Annotated in this window: 16 protein-coding genes and 2 pseudogenes; 9 read left to right on the top strand and 9 right to left on the bottom strand. The window is 72.8% G+C overall.

Annotated elements, in window-relative coordinates:
* Positions 1-869: 869 nt before the first annotated feature.
* Positions 870-1658: a DUF3050 domain-containing protein gene (locus tag ABZ490_RS18585; protein WP_358990939.1), complete on the bottom strand. Its 789-nt coding sequence runs from the start codon at positions 1656-1658 to the stop codon at positions 870-872.
* 222 nt (positions 1659-1880) lie between these two features.
* On the opposite strand from ABZ490_RS18585, the gene ABZ490_RS18580 reads away from it, so the two are divergent.
* The 6 genes from ABZ490_RS18580 to ABZ490_RS18555 are packed head-to-tail and all read left to right on the top strand — an operon-like array spanning position 1881 to position 9769.
* The gene (locus ABZ490_RS18580; protein ID WP_358990936.1) at positions 1881-2477 is read left to right on the top strand and encodes a hypothetical protein; all 597 of its coding nucleotides are present in this window, start codon (positions 1881-1883) and stop codon (positions 2475-2477) included.
* 28 nt (positions 2478-2505) lie between these two features.
* A complete protein-coding gene (gene pabB, locus ABZ490_RS18575; RefSeq protein ID WP_358990933.1) occupies positions 2506-4656 on the top strand; it encodes an aminodeoxychorismate synthase component I in 2151 nt (716 codons plus the stop codon).
* Complete coding sequence (locus ABZ490_RS18570) at positions 4653-6194, top strand: benzoate-CoA ligase family protein (RefSeq protein WP_358990930.1); 1542 nt, start codon at positions 4653-4655, stop codon at positions 6192-6194. The genes pabB and ABZ490_RS18570 overlap by 4 nt, the downstream gene beginning before the upstream one ends.
* 32 nt (positions 6195-6226) lie before the next feature.
* A complete protein-coding gene (locus tag ABZ490_RS18565) occupies positions 6227-7801 on the top strand; it encodes an AMP-binding protein (protein WP_358990927.1) in 1575 nt (524 codons plus the stop codon).
* Positions 7798-8976, top strand: coding sequence for an FAD-dependent monooxygenase (locus ABZ490_RS18560; RefSeq protein ID WP_358990924.1), 1179 nt, complete (start codon positions 7798-7800; stop codon positions 8974-8976). The genes ABZ490_RS18565 and ABZ490_RS18560 overlap by 4 nt, the downstream gene beginning before the upstream one ends.
* Before the next feature lie 10 nt (positions 8977-8986).
* On the top strand, positions 8987-9769 hold the full coding sequence (locus ABZ490_RS18555; protein ID WP_358990920.1) for an aminotransferase class IV: 783 nt from the start codon (positions 8987-8989) through the stop codon (positions 9767-9769).
* Between the two features lie 87 nt (positions 9770-9856).
* On the opposite strand, the gene ABZ490_RS18550 is transcribed toward ABZ490_RS18555, so the two are convergent.
* Positions 9857-10342: a carboxymuconolactone decarboxylase family protein gene (locus tag ABZ490_RS18550; protein WP_358990917.1), complete on the bottom strand. Its 486-nt coding sequence runs from the start codon at positions 10340-10342 to the stop codon at positions 9857-9859.
* 60 nt (positions 10343-10402) lie between these two features.
* Between ABZ490_RS18550 and ABZ490_RS18545 the strand changes: the two are divergent.
* A pseudogene (locus ABZ490_RS18545) lies at positions 10403-11273 on the top strand (bifunctional helix-turn-helix transcriptional regulator/GNAT family N-acetyltransferase).
* 9 nt (positions 11274-11282) lie between these two features.
* A pseudogene (locus ABZ490_RS18540) lies at positions 11283-11573 on the top strand (MFS transporter); the annotation flags it as partial.
* Here ABZ490_RS18540 and ABZ490_RS18535 read toward each other — a convergent pair.
* From ABZ490_RS18535 to ABZ490_RS18515, 5 genes are all read right to left on the bottom strand, one after another.
* Positions 11569-12558: a malate dehydrogenase gene (locus ABZ490_RS18535; protein WP_358990914.1), complete on the bottom strand. Its 990-nt coding sequence runs from the start codon at positions 12556-12558 to the stop codon at positions 11569-11571. The pseudogene ABZ490_RS18540 and the gene ABZ490_RS18535 sit on opposite strands and share 5 nt — an antisense overlap.
* Before the next feature lie 308 nt (positions 12559-12866).
* Entirely contained in the window at positions 12867-13748 is an 882-nt protein-coding gene (locus tag ABZ490_RS18530) for a DUF2690 domain-containing protein (protein ID WP_358990911.1), read from the bottom strand.
* A gap of 115 nt (positions 13749-13863) precedes the next feature.
* Entirely contained in the window at positions 13864-14313 is a 450-nt protein-coding gene (locus ABZ490_RS18525; RefSeq protein ID WP_358990960.1) for a helix-turn-helix transcriptional regulator, read from the bottom strand.
* 239 nt (positions 14314-14552) lie between these two features.
* The gene (locus tag ABZ490_RS18520; RefSeq protein WP_358990908.1) at positions 14553-15026 is read right to left on the bottom strand and encodes a DUF3017 domain-containing protein; all 474 of its coding nucleotides are present in this window, start codon (positions 15024-15026) and stop codon (positions 14553-14555) included.
* Complete coding sequence (locus ABZ490_RS18515) at positions 15016-15870, bottom strand: bifunctional methylenetetrahydrofolate dehydrogenase/methenyltetrahydrofolate cyclohydrolase (RefSeq protein WP_358990905.1); 855 nt, start codon at positions 15868-15870, stop codon at positions 15016-15018. Before ABZ490_RS18515 ends, ABZ490_RS18520 begins: the two co-directional genes overlap by 11 nt.
* Before the next feature lie 234 nt (positions 15871-16104).
* On the opposite strand from ABZ490_RS18515, the gene ABZ490_RS18510 reads away from it, so the two are divergent.
* Positions 16105-16749 (top strand): hypothetical protein, encoded by a 645-nt coding sequence (locus ABZ490_RS18510; RefSeq protein ID WP_358990902.1) that lies wholly within the window; start codon positions 16105-16107, stop codon positions 16747-16749.
* Between the two features lie 66 nt (positions 16750-16815).
* Here ABZ490_RS18510 and purH read toward each other — a convergent pair whose 3' ends face one another.
* A complete protein-coding gene (gene purH / locus ABZ490_RS18505) occupies positions 16816-18393 on the bottom strand; it encodes a bifunctional phosphoribosylaminoimidazolecarboxamide formyltransferase/IMP cyclohydrolase (protein WP_358990899.1) in 1578 nt (525 codons plus the stop codon).
* Positions 18390-19022, bottom strand: coding sequence for a phosphoribosylglycinamide formyltransferase (gene purN, locus ABZ490_RS18500; protein ID WP_358990897.1), 633 nt, complete (start codon positions 19020-19022; stop codon positions 18390-18392). The genes purH and purN overlap by 4 nt, the downstream gene beginning before the upstream one ends.
* Positions 19023-19061 lie beyond the last annotated feature (39 nt).

Raw genomic sequence — 19061 nt, 5'->3', positions numbered from 1 at the left:
CAACGGCTCGATCACCGCCCACGACTCATCAGTCAGCTCATGACGACGCACCACGAACGGACCAACGACGCCGACACTTTGCGGACACGACCTAGGAGGTTCCCCCAGGACTCCGTGAGTCACGGCAGAGGTCTGGGCGGCGCGAGCTCCGCCGTCAGCCCCTGCTTCCAGATCCTCCCGGAGCGCCTCCAGCCGCGACCGGCGTGGCTCAGTGGTGCTCCACCGTCTTCGCGCCGAGGACCGGCGCGCGTGCGATCGCCCGGCTGGCGAGGCGGGCGAGGACGCCGTACGGCAGGGGCGCGTCGTGTTCCGCGCCGGAGCCGGGGAGGCCGGTGAGAAAGCGCCGTCCTGCCGATGGCTGGGGCCCCTCGACGACGGCGAGGACGGGCGTTCCTGGGGCGCCCGCAACGCCGCGAGTTCGTCCGCCCGCCCCAGGAACAATGGGCCGGAGCCGAGGCAATGCGGCAAGTGACGTAGCGGGGAGTGCGCGGGGCGAAGCGGCGAGCGCCGTCCACGAGGAGACGGACTCCGTCGGACCCGGGGACGACCGCCCGCCACGGCGACCGCTGCGCGGCGGGCGCGCCCGCGGCGGGCGTCGGGCGGTGGCTGCCCCGCGATGGCCGCCCCACGATGGCCGCCCTGCGACGGCCGGCCCGCGACAGGCTGTGGCTGCCCTGCGGTGGCTGCGCCGCCACAGCGGTGGCCGCCCCGCGATAGCCGCCCCCTCGGCCGCCCCGCAGCGGACGTCGGCCGCCTCGCGGCACTCACCCCGCGACAGGCAGTGCCCGCCCTGCGACAGCCACCCGGCGACGGACAGTGGCCGCCCCGCGACGGACAAGGCCGCCCTGGGACAGCCGCCCCGCAGCGAGTCAGGTCATCGCCGCGGTGATGCCGTCCCACAGGCGGGATCGGGCCTCCAGGGCGGTGGTGACGGTTTCCACGGCCTCCTGCCAGCGGGTGTCGTCGGTGCCGCAGAGGTCGCTGACCATCTGGAGGGCCATGGGGGTGTGTTCCTCGCCGTCGACCTCGATGTGCCGGGCGAGGTAGTCGCGGAAGAGGGGGAAGCGGTCCGTGCCCTCCTCCTTGACGACCTGGTCGAACATGTCAGGGATCAGGTCCTCGCGGGAGAAGGCGAAGACGGCGGCCCGGCAGTGCAGCGGGCGGTGGGCGATGATGTCGAAGGTCGTCGTGACGAACTCCGCCGCCGCGGCGGGCACCCGGGCGACGCGCAGGGCGGCCGACAGATCGTGCCCCTCGCCGATGAGGCCGAGGAAGGCGTCGACGCGGGTGGTGTCGGCCCCGGCCTCGGTCATGGCGGCCCGGTACAACTCGAAGTGGCTGGTGAAGCCGCCGTTCAGCTCGTCGCTCTCCTCGACCAGCACGATGTCGTTGATGAGCCGACGGGCCACCGCCGAGCCACGCGGCACCCAGGGCACGTCGACGCAGGTCAGCTCGCGCTGGAGCGATTTGAGCAGGGACATGAAGTCCCAGACGGCGAAGACGTGGTGGGCCATGAACGTCCTGAGGTGTTCCGGCCCGGATATCCGCTGGTAAATGGGGTGGGCCGTTACCTCTTTACGGGCGGATTCCAGCACGGAACGAGCCCGTTCGATTCCTTCTTGGCCCCCGGCGGTCAGTTTCCAGTCGTACCTGGACATGAAGATCTCCTTCGATCTCGGACCGCGATCGTCCAACCATCCGAGCGACGACGGCAAGCACTTTCTGGAATTCGGCGGAAGTTACTCCGAGTATCACCAGACAGATGACGACAAGGAGCCGGAAACACCGGCAAAAGGTTGCGATCCGGACACTCACAGGTTGGCCACAAAAAACTCGTTGAATCTTTGAACGCGCCCGCCCCCCGCCCCGTACTCCACCCCGTGAGCAGTAATCCCGTCACCGTGACCGTGGCCTATCACGTGGTGCCGGGCCGTGAGGCCGACTTCCACACCTGGGGGTGGGCCATGCTGGGCGCCAGTGCCCGGCAGCCGGGTTTCCTCGGGGGTGGCGTCCTTGTCGATCAGGAGGCGGAGTGGCATGTCGTCTATCGCTTCGCCACCGAGGAAACGGCCCTGGCCTGGGAAGTTTCGCCCGACCGGGTCCAGTGGGACGTCCGCACCCACGGCATCGCCGAGCGGGCGGGCCGCCGTAGCGTGCAGGGGTCGAAGCAGTGGTTCGACACCCAGGGGCCCCCGCCCCCACCCCCGGCCCCACCTGCTCCGCCGACCCCGCCGGCGAAATGGAAACTGTGGTTCGTGAATATGAGCGCGGTGTTCCCTCCGGTGCTCCTGTTCAATCTGATCGCGCTGCCCTATCTCGGCGGCCTCAATCCGTTCATTCGCACGCTGTTGCTCTGCCTGTGTGTGACGGCTCTCGTCACCTGGATTCTCATGCCGCGCCTTCAGCGTTTCTTCAAGAAATGGCTGTACCCACCGCTCCAGGCGCTGCGTGGGCGGCACAAACGACGGACCGTATAGGTTCGTGAACGACGAAGGAGGTGGGCGGGTGAAGACCCTGCTCATCGACAATTACGACTCGTACACGTACAACCTGTTCCAGCTGATCGCCGAGGTCAACGGCGAGGAGCCGGTGGTGATCCACAATGACGCCGGCGGTGCCGACGGGATCGACGTATTAGACGTTCTCGGCGGTTTCGACAACGTCGTGGTCTCGCCCGGTCCGGGGCATCCGGGAACGGCCCGTGACTTCGGCATCAGCGCCCGGGTGCTCGCCGAGGCGACCGTGCCCGTGCTCGGCGTCTGCCTCGGTCACCAGGGCATCGCGCTCGGGGAGCGGGGCCGGGTGGCGCCCGCCCCGCAGCCCCGGCACGGGCATCTGACCCAGGTGCGGCACGACGACCGGGACCTGTTCCAGGGGCTCCCCCAGCACTTCACCGCGGTCCGCTACCACTCCCTCGCCGTGCACGAGCCGCTGCCCGACACCCTGGAGGCCACCGCCTGGGCCGAGGACGGCGTCCTGATGGGCATCCGGCACCGCGAACGGCCGCTGTGGGGCGTGCAGTTCCACCCGGAGTCGGTGCTCACCGAGTACGGCCACCGCATGCTGGTGAACTTCCGCAACCTCACCGCCGAGCGGGCCCGCCGCCCCCGCACCAAGAACACCTCCGTCCCCTCGGGCACGATCGCCGGGCCGGCCATCCCCCGGCCCCGGCAGGGCAACCTCCCCGCCTACCGGCTGCACACCCGCCGGATCGCCGGAGCGGTCGACACCGAGGCCGTCTTCAGCAGGTTGTTCGCCGGATCGGCGCGGTCGTTCTGGCTGGACAGCTCCCGTGTCGAGCAGGGCCTCGCGCGCTTCTCCTTCCTCGGCGACGACAGCGGCCCGCTCGCCGAGTACGTCCGCTACGACGTCGAGGCCGGCCGGTGCGAGATCGAGCGGGCCGGACGGCCCCCGCGCAAGGTCACCGCGAGCGTCTTCGACTACCTCAAGCGGCAGCTGGCCAACCGCCGGGTCGACGCCACGGGTCTCCCGTTCGACTTCACCGGCGGATACGTCGGCTACTTCGGCTACGAGACCAAGGCCGACTGCGGCTCGCCGAACCGCCATCGCGCCGAGACCCCGGACGCGGCCTGGCTGTTCGCCGACCGGCTGATCGCGGTGGACCACGAGGAGGAGCTCACCTACGCGGTCTGTCTCGCCGAGGACACCCCGCAGGCCGCCCGCGAGGCCGCCGACTGGCTGGAGCACACGGTCGCCCAGCTCACCTTCGTCGCCCCCGGCGGCCACCGGCAGGCACCGCCCGCCCCGGCCGCGCCCGACCTCGGCGCCGCCGAACCCTGGCTGACGCGCGACCGGACGACGTACCTCTCCGACATCGAGGCCTGTCAGCGGGAGCTGCGGGCCGGCACCAGCTACGAGATCTGTCTCACCGACGCGGCCCGGCTGCCCGCCCCGCCCGAGGCGTACGCCTTCTACCGGGAGCTGCGGCGCGTCAACCCGGCGCCGTACGCGGCCTTCCTGCGGTTCGGCGACCTCGACGTGGCCGGCGCCTCGCCGGAGCGGTTCCTGCGGATCACCAGGGACGGCGTCGCCGAGACCAAGCCGATCAAGGGCACCGCACCGCGCGGCTCCGATCCGCTGGCGGACGCCCGGCTCCGGGACGCGCTGGCGGCGGACGCCAAGACCCGCGCGGAGAACCTGATGATCGTCGACCTGCTCCGCAACGACCTGGGCCGGGTCTGCCGGACCGGGACGGTACGGGTGTCCCGGCTGATGGCCGTCGAGACGTACGCGACCGTGCACCAGCTCGTCTCCACCGTCGAGGGCCGGCTGCGCGAGGGCACGGACGCCGTGGACTGCGTGCGCGCCTGCTTCCCCGGCGGCTCGATGACCGGCGCGCCGAAGCTGCGCACGATGGAGATCATCGACGGCATCGAGACCGAGGCGCGGGGCGTGTACTCCGGCGCCCTCGGCTACCTGGGGTGCAGCGGCGGCGCCGACCTCAACATCGTCATCCGTACCGCCGTGCTCGCCGACGGCCGGATGCACCTCGGAGCGGGCGGCGCGATCGTCCTCGACTCCGACCCGGTCGCCGAGTACGACGAGATGCTGCTGAAGACGGCCGCGCAGATGCGGGCGTACACGGGCGCCGCCGCGCTGACCGCCCCGGACGCCCTGGAAGAGGGCGCCCGATGACGACTCCCCAGCTCACCCCGGCCCCCCTCCCCACCGCACCGGCGCCGTCCCTCGACGCCAACCTCGCCGTCCGGCTCGTCGAGCTGGCCGGGCGGGAGGGGTGGGGCGGACGGGCCGCGTTCCACCAGGGGCACCGGACCTGGACCCACGACGAGGTGCACGGCCTCGCGGCGCGGGCGGCAGGGGTCCTGGCCGCTCAGGGCGTGCGGCCCGGGGACCGGGTGCTGCTCGCGCTGCCCGACTCGATCGCCTGGGTGGCGGCCTTCCTCGGCGTCGCCCGGCTCGGTGCGGTGGCCGTCCTGGTCAACCCCGAACTCCCCGCCGCCGACCACGCGTTCATGGCCACGGACACCGGTGCGGTGCTGTGCGTGACGGGTCCGGGGCTGGAGGACGACCGGTTCGCCGGGCGGGCCTGCCTCGGCGCCGACCAGCTGCTCGCGCTCGCCGCCACGGCACCGGCCGCCGACGCGTGGCCGGTCGGTCCCGGCAGCCCGCTCTACCTCCAGTACACGTCCGGCACGACCGGCCGGCCCAAGGGCGTCGTGCACACCCACGCGGATCCGATGGCGTACCACGAACTCATCGGCCGGCCGCTGCTGGGCATCACCCCGGACGACGTCACGCTGTCGGTCTCGAAGCTGTTCTTCGCCTACGGCTTCGGCAACGCGTTCGTCTTCCCCCTGTTCTCCGGTTCCTCGGCGGTCCTGGTGGACCGCCGCCCCACTCCGGCCGCGGTGGACGAGCTGGTCGCCCGGCACCGGGTGACCCTGCTCTACTCCGTGCCGTCCGCGTACGCGGCGCTGGTCGCCGACCGGGGCAGCGGCCACGAGGCCTGCTTCGCCTCCGTGCGGGCCGCCGTGTCGGCCGGCGAGGGCATGCCGGACGGGCTCGGCGAGCGCGTCGCCGACCTGCTCGGCGCGCCGGTCCTGGAGCAGATCGGCTCCACCGAGGCCGGACACGCCTTCTGCGCCAACAGCCTCGGCCACAACCACCCGGGCACCGTCGGCCGCCCCGTGCCCGGCTTCGAGGTGGAGCTGCGCGACAAGGCCGGCCGCCCGGTGCCGGACGGCGCGGAGGGCGAACTGTGGGTCCACGGGCCGACGGTCACCCCCGGCTATCTCGACCGGCCCGAGGAAAGCGCCCGCACGCTCGTCGACGGCTGGCTGAACACCCACGACCGGGCGCGCCGCGAGCCGGACGGGACGTTCACCCATCTGGGCCGGGCCGACGACATGGAGATGGTCGGCGGCATCACCGTCTCCCCGCTGGAGGTGGAGGCCGTGCTGCGCACCCATCCGGCGGTGAAGGAGGTCGCGGTCGCGGCCGTCACCGACGCGAGCGGGGCGGGCCGGCTGCGCGCCTTCGTCGTCCCGGCGCGGACCCCGGCGCCGCCGGGCCTCCAGGAGGACCTGGTGCGGCTGTCCCGGGAACGGCTCGCCGCCTTCAAGGTCCCCCGCAGCGTCAGCCTCGTCCCCTCCCTCCCCCGCACCCCCACCGGCAAGCTCCGCCGCCATCTGGTCCGCCAAGGGGCCTGGTGACCGTGATGACCACCGCAGAGAGGAACCGTCACATGTCTCAGCAGCCCGTTCTCGCCGACCGCGGCTTCTACCTGGGCCCGATGCTGCGCCGGGCGGCCGAGCGGCACGGCGCCGTGTTCGTCACCCTGGACCGCCCGCTGGACACCCACCCCGACCTCGGCACCGCCCTCAGCTACACGATCCTGGCCGAGGTGGTCGAGGAGTTGTCGGGGATGCTGTGGGAGGCGGGCGTACGGCCCTCCGAACAGGTCGTCGTCCACAAGACCGACAACGTCGACATCGTGCTGCTGACCTGCGCGGTCTCCCGGATCGGCGCGGTGCCGGTGCTGCTGTCGCCCGGGCTGGCGGGCGAAGTGGTGGGCAAGCTGCTCGCCCGCCTCCAGCGGCCGTGGCTGGTCACCGACGGCGCGAAGCTGGACGGCCCGCTGTCGGGTCTGGACCTCGATGCCCTGGTGCGGCGCACGCTCACCGTGGCCGACGCGCCCGGCGCGGAGTCGCTCCAGAAGTACGCGGGCGCGCAGACCCCGCGGCCCGTGCGCCTCCACCCCCGTGAACCCGCCCTGATCACCCACAGCTCGGGCACCACCGGTGTGCCCAAGCTCGCCGTGCACTGCGCGAACACCATGTGGAACCGGCTCGTGCCGCAGAAGGCGATGGGCTGGCCCACCCGCGGCGAGGTGGCGGCGCTGCACATGTCGTTCGTGCACTCGCGCTTCTACCATCTGCTCGGCGTCCTGCTGCACTTCGGCAGCCCGCTGCTGCTGATCACCGACCCGGACCCGGCGTCCGTCGGCCCGCTCCTTGTCCGCCACCGCCCCGGGATCGTCGAGACGCACCCCAACACGTTCGTGCTGTGGGAGGAGCTGGCCGACGCGCCGGGCGCCCCGCTGTCGCGGGTGAAGTCGTACGGCTCGACGTTCGACGCGATCCATCCGCGCACGGTACGGCGGCTGCTCGACGCCTCGAAGCGCCGCTCGCCCTGGCTGATCCAGCTGTACGGGCAGAGCGAGAGCGGCCCGGTGGCGTTCCAGTGGTTCACCCGGCGTTCGGTGGCCCGCGCGGACGGCCGCCGGGTCGGCACCGGCATCCCCGGCTTCACCCGGGTCCGGGTGACGGGCCCGGACGGCGAGCGGCTGCGACCCGGCACACCGGGCCGGATCGAGGCCCGCACCCGGGGCCGCATCCTCACCTATCTGGGCATGCAGGAGCAGTACGACCGTCAGCTCGCCGACGGCTGGTGGCAGATGGGCGACATGGGCTATCGCAGCCGGCTGGGCGCCCTCTACCTGATGGACCGCGAGGTCGACCAGATCGACGCCGTGCACAGCAATCTCGAGGTCGAGGACACCCTGATGGACCGCCTGGAGGAGCTGCGTGAGGTGGTCATCGTGCCGGGCGCGGACCGTGAGCCGGTGCCGGTGGTGTGCGTACGCGGGGAGCGGCCGCTGGATCCGGAGCGCTGGCGGGACGCGACGGCCGATCTGCCGAAGATGGCCGAGCCGAGGCAGTGGCGGTTCGAGGAGCTGCCGATGACGGCCACCTGGAAGGTGAAGCGGCTGGAGATCACGCGGATGCTGGCCGAGGCGCGAGAGAGCGTCCACGCGTGAACTCTGTGATCGTGGTGGGCGCGGGCCCGGTCGGCCTCTCGGCCGCGCTGGGCCTGCGCGCGCAGGGGCTCCCGGTCACCCTGCTGGAGGCGGACCCCGAGGACCGCGAACGGCCGGGCAGCCGGGCCCTGTTCGTGCACCGCGAGACCCTGCGGCTGCTCGACGGCATGTCCCCGGGCCTGGCTGCCGAGATCACGGAGTACGGCCGTACCTGGCACACCCGGCGCACCCTGTACCGGGGGCGCGAGGTGTACTCCCGCACCTTCCCGCCCCCGTCCGGGCTGCCCCCGTTCACCAGCCTGCGTCAGGTGGACACCGAGCGCTTCCTGCGCGGGGCGTGCGCGCGGGCGGGCGTGGAGTTCGTCTGGGGCGCGCGGATCGCGGAGGTCCGCTCCTCCGGGACGGGCGTGACGCTGACCGGTGAGGACGGGCGGGAGTGGGGCGCCGGGTACGCCGTCGCGGCCGACGGGGCGCGTTCGGCGGTCCGGGGCGCGCTGGGCATCGCCATGGAGGGCACCCGGGGCGAGGGCTTCCACGTGGTGGTCGACGTCGCGGACGTACCGGGCGCCGAGCTGCCGCTGGAGCGGGTCTTCCACTACGAGCATCCGGGGGTCGGCGGCCGCAGTGTGATGCGGGTGCCGTTCACCGGCGGCTTCCAGGTGGACCTCCAGTGCTTCGACGACGACCGGGAGGAGGAGTACGGCACGGAGGACGCCGTACGCCGCTGGCTCCCCTCGGTCGTGGGCGACGGGTACGACGGGCGGATCCTGTGGGTGTCGACGTACCGCTTCCTGCGCAAGGTCGCGGCCTCCTTCACCGACCCGCACCGGCGGGTGCTGCTGGTGGGGGAGGCGGCGCATCTGTTCCCGCCGTTCGGGGCACGCGGGATGAACAGCGGGATCGCCGACGCGGCGGCCGCGGCGGAGGCGATCGCCGCCGGGACCGACGCCGCCGTGGACGGTTTCGCGGAGGTACGGCGGGCCGCCGGGCTGTTCAACAGCGAGGCGGCCGGGATCGCGCTCGGCCATCTGCGTCCGCACCGGCGGATCGTACGGCTGCGGCAGCGCGCGGCGGCGGCTCTCGCGCCCGTGCTGCCCTCGTGCGGATCATGGCTGGAACACGCCCCGTACGGTCCCCGGCACGGGGCGCCCGCGGTGGCGGGCGGCAAGTACTGAGGAGGACGGGATGAGTGCGCCAGGACTGCTGAGCTGGTCGCCCGACGGCGGACTGACACCGGTCCCGGCGGCCGAGGGCCCGCTGCTCGCCGCGGACTCGTGGCTGGTGCGGGACGGCCGGGTCCGGGCGTACGACCGTCACCGGGAGCGTTTCCTGCGGGCCTGCGGGGAGTGCGGCGGGCCGGGGCCGCGCCGGCTGGTGGAGTTCTGGCAGGACGTGACGGCCGCGCTGCCGCGGACGGGCGAGTGGTTCCCCCGGGTCGAACTCGCGGCAGGCTCGGCGGACCTGCGGCTGCGGCTGCGGCACGCCCCGCCGCTGGGCACGGAGATCCGGCTGTGGGCCGCGGGCCAGGCGGACCCGCGCTCCGCGCCCCGGCGCAAGGGCCCCGATCTCGACGTGCTGGCCGAGGTGCGGGCGCGGGCGGCCGGGGCCGGCGCCCAGGAGGCGGTGCTGGTCGGGCCGTCCGGGGTGGTGCTGGAGTCGCCGACGGCCGGGGTGCTGTGGTGGGAGGAGGACACCCTGTGCCTGCCCCCGTCCCGGCTGCCGCTGCTGCCCTCGGTGACGACCGCGCTGGTCCTGGAGCGGGCCGTGCGCGAGGGCTTCCGCGTCGACCGCCGGGAGCGGACGGTGGCCGAGCTGGACGGCCGCGAGGTGTGGACGGTGAACGCCCTGCACGGACTCCGCCCGGTGACGGGCTGGGCGGGCGCGGACCTCAAGGCCGGCCCCGCGGTGCGGGCGCCGGAATGGCGGGAATGGCTGGAGGGACTGGCGGAGCCGCTGCCGGACCATTAGCGCCCCGGAAAGAATCACGGGCATCGGCTGGATTCGCCGATGCCCGCATTCTCGTTTTTCTTTTCTCTTTTCAAGCTCTGGGATAATTCACTTCTTGGCGGGCTGATAAGCCCCCGGGACCATCCGTGTGGCGATCGCGATGCGGTTGTACGCGTTGATGACGGTGGCCGCCCAGATCAGTGCCGCGATCTGCGCCTCGTCGAAGACCCCGGCGGCCTCGGCGTAGACCTCCTCCGGCACGTGCCCGTCGGCGACGAAGGTCACGGCCTCGGTCAACGCCAGTGCGGCGCGCTCCCGTTCGGTGAAGAAGGGGGTCTCCCGCCAGGCGCTCAGGGCGTAGATCCGCTGCTCGGTCTCGTCGGCGGCGCGGGCGTCCTTGGTGTGCATGTCGAGGCAGAAGGCGCAGCCGTTGAGCTGCGACGCGCGGATCCTGAGCAGTTCCAGGATTTCCGGTTCGACTTTCGCGTCCTGTGCCGCGGCGACCGCGGCGGCGTGCAGGGAACCCATCGCCGAGGAGACGTCGGGGGTGATTTTCTTCAGGGCCACACGGGATATCTGGTCACGGTTGCTCATGGGGTCGACTATATCCGCGAATTCACTTTCCGGAGCCGCTTCACGGGGCCGTTTCACCATGTGGCGGCCTTCCGCCGGTTCAATCGCTACTTCACCCGGCGGATCGGCGTCCTCGACGACCACTACCTCGGCCAGGGCCGGCCGCTCGGCGAGGCCCGCCTGCTGTTCGAGATCGGGGACGGGGTCTCGCTGCGCGAGCTGCGCGGCCGGCTGGGGCTGGACGCCGGATACCTGAGCCGGATGGCGAAGTCCCTGGAGGCCCAGGGCATGATCCGGATCAGTGTGCCCCCGGACGACAACCGGCTGCGCCGGGGTCGAACTGACCCCGGCCGGGCGGGTCGAGGTCCAGGAGCAGAACCGCCGCGCCGACGTGGTCACGGCGGACCTGCTGGGCGGACTCACCGAGGAGCAGCGCGCGGAACCGACCGGCGCGATGGCCGGCGCCCGCCGGCTGCTGCGGCTGGCGGGCATCACCGTCGAGCCGGTCGACGGCCACGCCCCCGAGGCCCGCGCCTGCCTCGACGCCTACGCCGCCGAACTCACCGCGCGCTTCGGCACCTTCGACACCTCCGACCTGGTCGGCCCGGAGGAGGTGTCGGGCCCGGCCGGCGCGTTCTTCGTGGCGTACGAGGAGGGCCGCGCGGTGGGCTGCGGAGGGCTGCGGACGCCGGCGCCCGGCGTCGGCGAGATCAAGCACGTCTGGGTGGACCCGGACGCCCGTCGGCTCGGCCTCGCCCGGCGGATCCTCGACCGGCTGGAGCACGCCGCGACCGACCGCGGGCCGGACGTCGTACGCCTCGACACCAACGCCTCGCTCACCGAGGCCCGGGCGATGTACCGGGCGTGCGGCTACCGGGAGATCCCGGCGTACGTGGACCATGTGTACGCGGACCACTGGTTCGAGAAGCGGCTGTCACCGCCCGCCCGGTGACCACTGCGCCACCCCTCCGGGACCGAGATCCTGTGGACCGTCGACGCCTGTGTCATCGTCTTCGCCGGTCCGCTCGTCCCGGCCGGCGCGCTCGGCGACCGCTACGGCCGCAAGGGCGCCCTGCTCACGGGGCTGGCCCTCTTCGCCGCCTGCGCCGCGACCAGCGCCTGCGCGACCGAGCCGGCGGTGCTCATCGCGGGCCGGGGCGTCTCCGGCGCGGCCGCGGCCGGTAGCCCCACGGCGAACGGGCCCCGTTCCGCAACCGGAACGGGGCCCGTGGCCGTCACAGAACCACTCAGATGAGGCCGAGGCCACGCACCGCCTCGCGCTCCTCCTCCAGCTCCTTCACCGACGCGTCGATGCGCGCACGCGAGAACTCGTTGATGTCCAGGCCCTGGACGATCTCGTACACGCCGTCCTTGGTGGTGACCGGGAAGGAGGAGATCAGGCCCTCCGGGACGCCGTAGGAGCCGTCCGACGGGATGCCCATGGAGGTCCAGTCGCCCTCGGCGGTGCCGTTGACCCAGGTGTGCACGTGGTCGATCGCGGCGTTGGCGGCGGAGGCGGCCGAGGAGGCGCCACGGGCCTCGATGATGGCCGCACCGCGCTTGGCGACGGTCGGGATGAAGTCCTCCGCGAGCCACTTCTCGTCGCTGACGACCTCGGCGGCGTTCTTGCCGGCGACCGTGGCGTGGAAGATGTCGGGGTACTGGGTGGCGGAGTGGTTGCCCCAGATGGTCAGCCGCTTGATGTCGGCGACCGTCGAGCCCGTCTTCTTCGCGAGCTGGGTCAGCGCGCGGTTGTGGTCGAGGCGGGTCATCGCGGTGAAGCGCTCGGCCGGTACGTCCGGGGCGGCGGCCTGGGCGATCAGGGCGTTGGTGTTGGCCGGGTTGCCGACCACGAGGACCTTGATGTCGTCCGCGGCGTGGTCGTTGATGGCCTTGCCCTGCGGCTTGAAGATGCCGCCGTTGGCGGAGAGGAGGTCACCGCGCTCCATGCCCGCGGTGCGGGGGCGGGCACCGACGAGCAGGGCGACGTTGGCACCGTCGAACGCGACGTTCGGGTCGTCGGTGATGTCGATGCCCTGGAGCAGCGGGAACGCGCAGTCGTCGAGCTCCATGGCGGTGCCCTCGGCGGCCTTGAGCGCGGGGGTGATCTCCAGGAGGCGCAGCTTGACCGGCACGTCCGCGCCGAGCAGCTGGCCGGAGGCGATGCGGAAGAGCAGGGCGTAACCGATCTGGCCGGCCGCGCCGGTGACGGTGACGTTCACGGGAGTGCGGGTCATGGCGTTCTCCGTATGACAGCTGTCGGTGGGGCGTCCCTGCCCCGGATGGGACGTACAAATGATCGATCTCTTGGTATCAAGAGATCCATTCAGCGGTCAGGCTATCGCGCATCCGGGATCCCGGACGGCCGGGGCGGTGTGGCCCGGCCCACAGACCCGCCCGTGGCACGGGAAGAGGCGGCCGCCGGTCCGGGAGAGGTGGAACCGGGCGGCCGCCGGGTGGGGGTACCGGGTCGCGCCGGACTCCCGTGGGGGTACCGTTCGCGTGCCCAGGGTGGAGGCGGGTATTCCTCCGTGCCGGCCTTTTTCTAGCCGGTGCACCCCTGCGCGCCCGAGGCCAGGACCGCACAGGCCTTCGCCCGGCCGGGATCGCTCACGGCGATCATCGGGGTGTACGCGATCGTCTCGCCGGTGCCGGTGATGGTGCCGGTCTCCTCGTGCGAGCCGACGGTCACCCGGACCACGTCCCCCGGTACCGCCCCGGTGATCCGGCCCCAGGCCGCGCCGCACGTCCTGCTGTAACGGACCTCGACCACGGCCGGCCCGACCACCGCGCTGCTCGCCGTGGTCACCAGGTCGTCGGCGCACCCCGTCCGCTCGGCGTCCTTGCCGGTACAGCCGGCGCCCGCGCACAGGACCCCCGGGGGCAGCGAGGGGCTCGTCCGGGCCGACGGCGAGGGCGAGCCGGAGGCGTCCGCCGTCCGCCCCGGGACCAGCGCGTCGGTCAGCAGGAACGCGCCCACGGCGAGGACCAGCACCCCCACCACCGCGACCAGGTACAGCACCGGCCGCCGCGCACGGGCCCCCCGCCCCGCTCCCTCGGCGCTCCCGGCCGGCCGGGGCGGCGGCCCGGACCCTCCCGGCGCGGCCCGGGCCCGGACGATCCGCGAGTCGTCCACGGTCCGCTCCTGCCGCAGCCGCGCCGTGTTCCAGGCCCGTTCGGCCGACGTCCAGACCGTGACGAGGTCGGCCGACGCGGTGCCGGTGACCTCGGCCAGGGCGACGACCGCGCCCCTGGGGGCGAGCAGCCGGCCGTCGAGGTACTTCTCCCACGAGGTCCTGCTGTACCCGGTCCGGTCCGCGACCGCCCCGAGGCCCAGCCCGGCGCGGTCCACCACCCGGCGCAGCAGCTCGGCGAACTCCCGCACCTGGGGATCGAGTTCGTCCGGCAGGTCCCGCCAGCGAGCCATGGAGCCCCCTCCCTCCGCCCGGTACCTTCGGCCACGTTAGCCCCGATGTCCAGACGATTCGGGACACAAACCCGAACGGCCGACGTATCGGCACGAGCCCCGCGCGGAACGCGTCTCAGCCGAAGGCCATGGCCCCGCCGACCACGGCCAGCAGCAGCGCGAGCAGCAGCAGGACCGCGAGGAGGAGGAGCCGTCCGGCGGGGCGGGCCGGCTCGGATCCGTCCGGCCGTTCCCACCAGGGGACGGTGGGGTCGTCCTCGTACACCTCGCCGGGGTGCGCCGGGGCCGGGCGCGGCCAGGCCTCCACGGCCAGTTCCCAGCGCACGACGTGGCGTTCGGCGTCCGCGCCGGTCAGCCCGGCCACCTGGCACAGCGCGGCGACGGCCTGCCGGGGCGGGGGCTGGACGGCGTTGAGATAGCGCTGCCAGGACGACTTGCTGTACGCGGTGCGGGCACCGAGCGAGGCGAGGCTCAGGCCGGTGCCGTCCTTGAGCTGCCGCAGCAGCTCCACGAAGTGCCGTACCTCCGGCGGCAGCCCGTCGGGCAGCGGCTGCCAGGCGCCCATCCCGCCCACCTCCTCCTCGATCCCGCCGAGATCCCTGCGCGATCCCATGGACGGGACGACACCGGACGCCCGCCCGGTTCCCGCCCCGGCCGCCGGGCGCGGGCCAGCCACGGAACGGTCACCTCCGTGCCACAGCCCTCGGCCCCCTGTTGAACGGCCGCTTCGCGCTGGGGCAGCGTGGAGACGCACGGCGGCCCGTCCTTCTCGGGGGAGAGGACGGGCCGCGTGCGCGCTCGGGGTCAGCTGCTGACGGTGAAGTGCAGCGTGTCCTTCAGGAAGGGGATCTGGATCCAGGGATCCGGCTGGGCCATCAGCGCCAGCAGCACGATCACCGCCCCCAGCACCCCGTACGTGGCGATGTCGGTGAACCGCGACCGCACCGCGAGCATCCCCACCCCCGGCAGCAGCCACCGCAGGGCCGCCCCGGTCAGCAGCCCGACGCCGATCACGATCGTGCCCGCCCGGAACTGGTCGAACGCGGTCACCAGCAGACCGACGGCGACCAGTGCCAGCACGGCGATGATCGGCCACTGCCGGGCGGCCAGCGCATCGCCGGCCGCGGCCCGCCCCGCGCCCTCGGGGCGCGCGGTGTCCTTGGTGAACAGCGGGAAGCGCCGGGTGTGCCGACGGGGCACGCCGTCCGCGTCCGGCGCGCCGACGGGGTCCCGCACCTCGATGTCCTCGGCCTCGCCGGGGATGTCGTCAGTCGGCACTGCGCTCCGCCGCCTCGACCACGTTGACGAGCAGCTGGGCACGGGTCATCGGGCCGACGCCCCCGGGGTTGGGGGAGATCCAGGCGGCGACCTCGCGGACGTCCGGGTGGACATCGCCCTTGATCCTGCCCTCGGCGTCGCGCGAGACGCCGACGTCGAGGACGGCCGCGCCCGGCTTGATGTCCTCGGCGCGGATCAGATGGGCGCTGCCGGCGGCGGCCACGACGATGTCCGCGCGCTTGAGGTGCGCGGAGAGGTCGCGGGTGCCGGTGTGGCACTGGGTGACGGTCGCGTTCTCGCTGCGGCGGGTGAGCAGCAGCGGCATCGGGCGGCCGATGGTGACACCGCGGCCGACGACCACCACCTCGGCGCCCTTGATCTCGACGCCGAAGCGGCGCAGCAGGGTGAGCACGCCGTTCGGGGTGCAGGGCAGCGGGGCGGGCTCGTTGAGGACGAGGCGGCCGAGGTTCATGGGGTGCAGACCGTCGGCGTCCTTCGCCGGGTCCATCAGCTCCAGGATGCGGTTCTCGTCGATGCCGCGGGGCAGCGGGAGCTGGACGATGTAACCGGTGCAGGCGGGGTCGTCGTTGAGCTCGCGGACGACCGCCTCGATCTCCTCCTGCGTGGCCGTGGCGGGCAGTTCGCGCTGGATGGAGGCGATGCCGACCTCCGCGCAGTCGCGGTGCTTGCCGGCGACGTACTTCTGGCTGCCGGGGTCGTCCCCGACCAGGATCGTGCCGAGGCCGGGCGTCACGCCCTTCTCCTTCAGCGCCGCCACACGGGCGGCCAGCTCTGACTTGATCTCGGCCGCGGTGGCCTTGCCATCGAGAATCTGGGCGGTCATGACTCCATCCTCCCGGATGACGGGCCCCCGGTTCCAATCCGGCCCCGGAACGCCACGGGCGCGGCGCACCGGCGAGGAGCCGACAAGTAACTGGACAAGAAACCGGCCATTGCAGAACGATTGAGGTCACAGTGCGCGGGCAGTACCGGGGGGACGCACCGCATCTCTGATCTTCCTCCGCAGTGCGCCGCCCGCCGTCCCCTGCACTCGACGACCGACGGAGGAAGAAGCGCCATGAGTTTCGGCGACCCGAACAACCCCTACGGCCCGCCCCAGCAGCCGCAGCCCGGCCAGCCGCCGCAGCAGCCCGGCTACCCGTCCTACCCCACCGCTCCCCAGCCCGGTTACGGCTACCCGACCGCTCCCCAGCCAGGTCAGGGCTACCCGACCGCTCCCCAGCCGGGCCAGGGCTACCCGCAGGCGCCGCCGGTCCCGCAGGGCTACGGCTACCCCATGCAGATGCCGATGCAGATGCCGGGGATCGTCACCACCGCCCGGGTGCTGCTGTTCATCCTGGCGGGCTTCCAGTACCTGGCCGCCGTGATCTTCGGCATCCTCGTCGCGGTGGCGAGCAACGCGGAGAACGACACGGGCCTGGTGACCGGGGTGGTCGCCGGGGTCGCCGTGCTGATGCTGGTACTCGGCAGCCTGTCGGTCTTCCTGGGCGTGAAGATGCGCAACGGCCGCGGGGGCATCCGCATCGGCACGATGATCTACGCGTCGCTGATGATCCTGGGCAGCCTCGTCAACATCGGGCAGGGCCTGTCGCAGACGGCCGCCGCGGGCGCCCTCGGCGGCATCATCTCGCTCGCCTTCGGCATCACGATCCTGGTGGGCATGATCAAGGGCGGCGACTGGTTCAACCGTCCGCGCTACTGAGCCGCCGTACGCGGAGGCGGGCGGCCCGGCAGCATGCCGGACCGCCCGCCTCCGCGTATGCGCCGGTCAGTGGAAGAAGTGCCGCGTCCCGGTGAAGTACATGGTGATGCCCGCCTTCTGCGCGGCCTCGACCACCAGCTCGTCACGGACCGAACCGCCCGGCTGCACAATGGCCTTGACCCCGGCGGCGCCCAGGACGTCGATGTTGTCCGGGAACGGGAAGAACGCGTCCGAGGCGACGTACGACCCGCGCGCCCGCTCCTCGCCGGCCCGCTCGACGGCGAGCTTGCAGGAGTCGACCCGGTTGACCTGGCCCATGCCGACGCCGACGGAGGCGCCGTCCTTGGCGAGCAGGATCGCGTTGGACTTCACGGCCCGGCAGGCCCGCCAGGCGAACGCCAGCTCGGCCAGCTCCGCGGCGTCCAGGGCCTCGCCGGTCGCCAGGGTCCAGTGCGCCGGGTCGTCGCCCTCGGCCTGGAGACGGTCGGTGACCTGGAGCAGGACACCGCCGTCGACGGGCTTGACCTCCACCGGGTTGGCGGGGGCGCCCGGCGCCTTCAGCACCCGGATGTTCTTCTTCCTGGCGAGGGCCTCCAGCGCCCCCTCCTCGTAGTCGGGCGCGACGATGACCTCGGTGAAGATCTCGGCGACCTGCTCGGCCATCTCCTTGCTGACGGGCCGGTTGACGGCGATGACCCCGCCGAAGGCCGACAGCGGGTCGCAGGCGTGCGCCTTGCGGTGCGCCTCGGCGACATCCGCGCCGACCGCGATGCCGCAGGGGTTGGCGTGCTTGATGATCGCGACGCACGGCTCGTCGTGGTCGTACGCGGCCCGGCGCGCGGCGTCGGTGTCCGTGTAGTTGTTGTACGACATCTCCTTGCCGTGCAGCTGCTCGGCCCTGGCGAGGCCGGCGCCGCTGCCGTCGACGTAGAGCGCGGCGGGCTGGTGCGGGTTCTCGCCGTAGCGGAGGGTGTTCTCCCGCTCCCAGGTGGCGCCGAGGAAGTCGGGGAAGACCGACTCGTCGACGGGGGCGTAGGAGGAGGCGAACCAGGAGGCGACCGCCACGTCGTAGGCGGCGGTGTGCTGGAAGGCCTCGGCGGCGAGCCGCTTGCGGGCGGCGAGGTCGAAGCCGCCGCCCTGCACCGCGGCGAGGACGTCGCCGTAGCGGGCGGGGCTGGTGACGACGGCGACCGACGGGTGGTTCTTGGCCGCGGCACGGACCATCGAGGGGCCGCCGATGTCGATCTGCTCCACGCACTCGTCGTCGGAGGCGCCGGAGGCGACGGTCTCGCGGAACGGGTAGAGGTTGACGACGACCAGGTCGAACGGCTCGACACCCAGCTCGGTGAGCTGCTCACGGTGGCTGTCGAGGCGCAGGTCGGCGAGGATTCCCGCGTGGACCTTGGGGTGCAGCGTCTTGACGCGGCCGTCCAGGCACTCGGGGAAGCCGGTCAGCTCCTCGACCTTGGTGACGGGGACGCCGGCGGCGGCGATCCGGGAGGCGGTGGACCCGGTCGAGACCAGCTCGACACCGGCCTCGTGCAGCCCATGGGCCAGCTCCTCGAGTCCGGTCTTGTCGTACACGCTGACGAGCGCGCGCCGGATCGCCCGCTGGGAGCTGCTCTCTGCGGTCTGGGCGGTCACTGGATAACTACCTTTCGTCCCTCAATGCGATAGCCGTTGCGGGCGAGCCGCCCCACGACCTCGACGAGCAGCCTTCGCTCGACGTCCTTGATGCGCTCGTGCAGAGCGCTCTCGTCGTCCTCGTCCCGGACCTCGACCACGCCCTGGGCGATGATCGGTCCGGTGTCGACACCGTCGTCGACGAAGTGGACGGTGCAGCCCGTGACCCGGGCCCCGTACGCCAGCGCGTCACGCACACCGTGCGCGCCGGGGAAGCTGGGCAGCAGCGCGGGGTGCGTGTTGACGAACCGCCCCCCGTACCGGGCCAGGAACTCCTTCCCCACGATCTTCATGAACCCGGCCGAGACGACGAGGTCGGGCGCGTGGGCGGCGACGGCCCCGGTGAGGGCGGCGTCCCACTCCTCCCGGCTGCCGTGGTCCCTGACCTTGGTCACGAAGGTGGGGATGCCGGCACGCTCGGCGCGGGCGAGCCCCTCGATCCCGTCCCGGTCGGCTCCGACGGCGACGATCTCGGCCCCGTAGGCCTCGGCGCCGGTGGCGGCGATCTCGTCGAGGAGTGCCTGCAGATTCGTACCGGATCCGGAGACCAGCACGACGAGGCGCTTGGCCACGGACGGCTTGGCGGCCACGGGGAGAACCCTTTCTCGGGGAAGCAGCTGCGCACGGCC

The sequence above is a fragment of the Streptomyces sp. NPDC005811 genome (assembly GCF_040630405.1).
In the GTDB taxonomy this organism is placed as follows: Bacteria; Actinomycetota; Actinomycetes; order Streptomycetales; family Streptomycetaceae; genus Streptomyces.
This window is presented reverse-complemented; position numbering and strand designations above follow the sequence as displayed.

Coding starts and splice junctions, on each gene's coding strand:
- ABZ490_RS18585 (WP_358990939.1), bottom strand. CDS start 1,658: ATGTCCAGGTACGACTGGAAACTGACCGCCGGGGGCCAAGAAGGAATC.
- ABZ490_RS18570 (WP_358990930.1), top strand. CDS start 4,653: ATGACGACTCCCCAGCTCACCCCGGCCCCCCTCCCCACCGCACCGGCG.
- ABZ490_RS18565 (WP_358990927.1), top strand. CDS start 6,227: ATGTCTCAGCAGCCCGTTCTCGCCGACCGCGGCTTCTACCTGGGCCCG.
- ABZ490_RS18555 (WP_358990920.1), top strand. CDS start 8,987: ATGAGTGCGCCAGGACTGCTGAGCTGGTCGCCCGACGGCGGACTGACA.
- ABZ490_RS18550 (WP_358990917.1), bottom strand. CDS start 10,342: ATGAGCAACCGTGACCAGATATCCCGTGTGGCCCTGAAGAAAATCACC.
- ABZ490_RS18535 (WP_358990914.1), bottom strand. CDS start 12,558: ATGACCCGCACTCCCGTGAACGTCACCGTCACCGGCGCGGCCGGCCAG.
- ABZ490_RS18530 (WP_358990911.1), bottom strand. CDS start 13,748: ATGGCTCGCTGGCGGGACCTGCCGGACGAACTCGATCCCCAGGTGCGG.
- ABZ490_RS18525 (WP_358990960.1), bottom strand. CDS start 14,313: ATGGGCGCCTGGCAGCCGCTGCCCGACGGGCTGCCGCCGGAGGTACGG.
- ABZ490_RS18515 (WP_358990905.1), bottom strand. CDS start 15,870: ATGACCGCCCAGATTCTCGATGGCAAGGCCACCGCGGCCGAGATCAAG.
- ABZ490_RS18510 (WP_358990902.1), top strand. CDS start 16,105: ATGAGTTTCGGCGACCCGAACAACCCCTACGGCCCGCCCCAGCAGCCG.